1 protein-coding gene is annotated in these 440 nt (G+C 48.0%); it reads right to left on the bottom strand.

Annotated features, from left to right (window positions below; all coding sequences use genetic code 11):
• The coding region (locus H6X67_RS11655) for a polyphosphate kinase (protein ID WP_349305321.1) at nucleotides 1-440 on the bottom strand (440 nt) is incomplete at both ends.

The following is a 440-nucleotide window of genomic DNA, read 5'->3' as shown; positions in this document are numbered from 1 at the left end:
GACTTTCTTACCGTTATGTGCGGCGTGGATCATCGAGTCGATGATGCGTGAATCTTTCGCCACGCGGTAAATGTTAATTTTAATCGCCAGTACGCTCGGGTCGAACGAAGCCTGACGCAGCAGTTCCAGCACATGCTCAAAGGTGTGATAAGGATAATAGAGCAACACATCGCGTTCGCGAATGGCATCAAAACCATTGCGGAACTGGGCTTTATCAAACCAAATATGGCGTAAACGCGGCAGTGGTTTGTTCACCAGATTGGCTTTGCCGACATTGGGGAAATTAATAAAGTCTTTAAAATTATGATAACGACCGCCGGGGACGATGGAGTCGTAGCGGGAAATAGTCAGTTTTTCGCGTAACACTTCAACCAGCGCATTGGGCATATCGCGCTGATAAACAAAACGCACCGGCTCAGCAGTTAAACGCTGCTTGAGAC

This window comes from Actinomyces sp. AC-20-1, from assembly GCF_023369555.1.
In the GTDB taxonomy this organism is placed as follows: domain Bacteria; phylum Actinomycetota; class Actinomycetes; order Actinomycetales; family Actinomycetaceae; genus Actinomyces.
The sequence above is the reverse complement of the archived record's forward strand: the minus strand, read 5'-3'. Positions and strand labels throughout refer to the sequence as shown.